We start from the raw sequence: 2,882 nt of genomic DNA, 5'->3' as shown, positions 1-2,882 counted from the left end.
CGGCCTGGCGCGAGGCCCGCAGCTCCTGCAGCAGCTCCGCCACCAGGGCCTTGGACGCGGCCTCCAGGGTGGCCAGATTGCGCACCTCGGCCTCCAGCTGCTCCACGCGCCGCCAGGCCAGTTCCTGGGCCTGGGCCAGCGACTCCAGCCGGTCGTCCAGCCCTGCGTCGGCATCCGCCGGAACGGGCTGCCGGACCACAGCGGGCGCGCGCCGGGCCTGCGGATACTGCTTGAACTCCTGGCGCAGCCGCTCCGTGGCCTGCACGACGGTCAGCCCCTCGGCGAAGAGGTCGCGGATGCGGCGGCACACCTCCAGGGACTCCGCGTGCAGCTGCACGGGCTTGCCCTGCCGGGCCACGGGCAGGAACCCCGGAAACTTGCTCCGGTAGCTCTTCACCGTGGTTTCGGAGACGCCGAGCAACCCGGCCAAGTCTCGATGCGTGTACGTCTGCGCGGTCATTCCTGCCCCGTCCGGCCACTGGGCCACGCCGTCATCGGCGCTTATCGATATTGACTGAAATCGCCTGAAAACGACACCTTGTCGCTTATCGATATCGTAGCGATGCCGCCAGGTCAAGGCCTGGTACCGAGCACAAACACACCCCAGGGCACCGCCCGGTCCGGTCAACGATGTGCATGCTTTTTCCCTTGGCGCGGGCCGCACATTCGGGCTATAGCACCCGGAAGCCAACGCCCGGTCCCACACCTCACACCCTTCCCGCCGTGCTCGGCGGGCCGTGGACCGGCCTAGGCACCTGGCCGCCCAGCGCCGCCTCCCCCCACCAATAGAGGGAGATGCCGGCAGCGAGCAGCCCCCAAGGAGCTGGATCACACGTGACCTTCGTGCCCAGCAGGCCGGACACCATAGCGCCCGACGCCTGCATACGCCCCCCTGCGGTCCGGACCGCGCCGACCTCCCGCCTGGCCCTGGCCGTGCTGGCAGGATTGCTGCTGCTGACGCTCAGCGCCTGCGTGCCCGCCACGGTCTCCAGCCTGCGCGCCCCGGCCCTGCGCTACCCCGTTGGCGCGCCCGACCCCATCCTCGCCCAGAACAGCGGGCTTTTGGCCGAACAGCACCTGCCGGAGTCCCAACAGGCCCCGGTGGCCGCGCCGCCCATGCCCAAGCTCGCGCCCGGCCTCCTCGGCCCCGGCGCCGTGCCCTTCCGGCCCAAGGCCCTGGCCGAGGCCCCGCCCAAGGCCACCGACATCCCGGAGTTCCCCTCCCTGGATGACCTCGAGGTGGAGGCGCGCCTGGAACGCCTGGCCAAGCTGCCACCCTCCCTGGGCCTGGACGTGGTGCGCACCGGACTGACCCAGAAAGGCCGCCGCTACCGCTGGGGCGGGTCCATCCCAAGCACCGGCTTCGACTGCTCAGGCTTCACCCAATGGACCTTCCAGCAGCACGGCATCACCCTGCCGCGCACCGCCAGGGAGCAGTTCGCCGTGGGCGAGCGCATCAACAAGCACGAACTGCGCGCGGGCGACCTCGTGTTCTACAAGATCAACCGCCGCGGACGCTGGCACGTGGGCATCTACATGGACGACGGCATCTTCGTGCACAGCCCCAGGCGAGGCCGCAGCATCAGCGAAGCCAACATGGGCGACTCCTACTGGACAAAGCGCTACATGGGCGCGCGACGCTATGTGCGCTGAGACGCGCTCCGCCGCACCCTCCGCCTCCCTCTACATCCACGTTCCCTTCTGCCGCTCCAAATGCGGCTACTGCGCCTTCTACTCCCAGCCCCTGCGCGAGGGCATGCTCGACGCCTACCTGACCGTCCTGCTCGACGAGATCGCCCTCTGGGCCGAGCGCCTGGGCCGCCTGAACGTGCCCACCGTCTTCTTCGGCGGCGGCACGCCAAGCCTGCTGCCACCCGACCACCTCGACAGCATCCTCGACGCCCTGCGCCAGCGCTTCGACCTCGCGCCCGACGCCGAAATCACCCTGGAAGCCAACCCGGAATCCGCCACCCTCGACTTCCTCTCCGCCGCGCGGCACCTGGGCGTCAACCGCCTGAGCCTGGGCGTCCAAAGCTTCCGCGACGAGGAACTTGCCCTGCTCGGCAGGCCGCACACCGCCCGCCAGGCCTGGGAGGCCGCCACCAACGCCCGCGGCGCCGGGTTCGGCAACCTCGGCCTCGACCTCATCTGGGGGCTGCCCGCCCAGCGCGAAGGCCAATGGCTCGAATCCCTGCGCCGCGCCGTCGAACTCTCGCCCGAACACCTGTCCTGCTACGGCCTGTCACTCGAACCCGGCACCCCCCTGGCCGAAGCGCCCGAAGACCTCCGCCAGCTGCCGCCCGAACGCGAACTGGCGCGCATGTACGTGCACACCGGGGAGCTCCTCGAAGACGCGGGCTACCTCCAGTACGAGATCTCCAACTACGCCCGGCTGGGACAGGCCTGCCGACACAACCAGCTCTGCTGGGACGGGCGCGACTACTTAGGCCTCGGACCCGCCGCAACCTCCACCCTCGGACACCTGCGGCACACCAACCCGGAATCCCTGCGCGCCTGGACCGAACTCGTGCGCACCCGGCAGATCGGCTTGCACCAACGAGAAACCCTCACCCCGGAAACACGCGCGAAGGAACGACTCATGCTCGCCCTGCGCACCACCAAAGGACTCGACCTGGCCGAATACCGCGCCCTCTCAGGCGTCAACCTGCTCACCAGCCACAAGGCCATCATCCAGGCACTGCGACAAAAAGAACTCATCCGCATCAACCAGGGCCGACTGCGACTCACACGCACCGGCATGCTCGTCTCAAACAGCATCATCCGCGCCCTGGGCTTCGAATAACCACCGACGACGAAACCCAGGAGCGCCGCCAGGGGGCGCCGCCCCCTGGACCCCCGCCAAAGGGCCTGAGGCCCTCTGG

Annotated in this window: 3 protein-coding genes; 2 read left to right on the top strand and 1 reads right to left on the bottom strand. The window is 69.5% G+C overall.

Translation table 11 applies throughout. From position 1 onward, the window contains the following. The coding region (locus RDU24_RS15880; RefSeq protein WP_308736759.1) for a MerR family transcriptional regulator at positions 1-460 on the bottom strand (460 nt) is incomplete at its 3' end. A 374-nt stretch (positions 461-834) separates the two neighbouring features. Here RDU24_RS15880 and RDU24_RS15875 point away from each other — a divergent pair. Together RDU24_RS15875 and hemW are read left to right on the top strand one after the other, a co-directional pair. After that, complete coding sequence (locus tag RDU24_RS15875) at positions 835-1,653, top strand: C40 family peptidase (protein ID WP_308736758.1); 819 nt, start codon at positions 835-837, stop codon at positions 1,651-1,653. After that, positions 1,643-2,803, top strand: coding sequence for a radical SAM family heme chaperone HemW (hemW, locus tag RDU24_RS15870; RefSeq protein WP_308736757.1), 1,161 nt, complete (start codon positions 1,643-1,645; stop codon positions 2,801-2,803). The genes RDU24_RS15875 and hemW overlap by 11 nt, the downstream gene beginning before the upstream one ends. Positions 2,804-2,882: the final 79 nt, after the last annotated feature.

The organism is Humidesulfovibrio sp., assembly GCF_031082295.1.
Classification (GTDB): Bacteria; Desulfobacterota; Desulfovibrionia; order Desulfovibrionales; family Desulfovibrionaceae; genus Humidesulfovibrio.
Note: the sequence above shows the minus strand (reverse complement) of the source record. Positions and strands in the feature narration are given on the sequence as shown.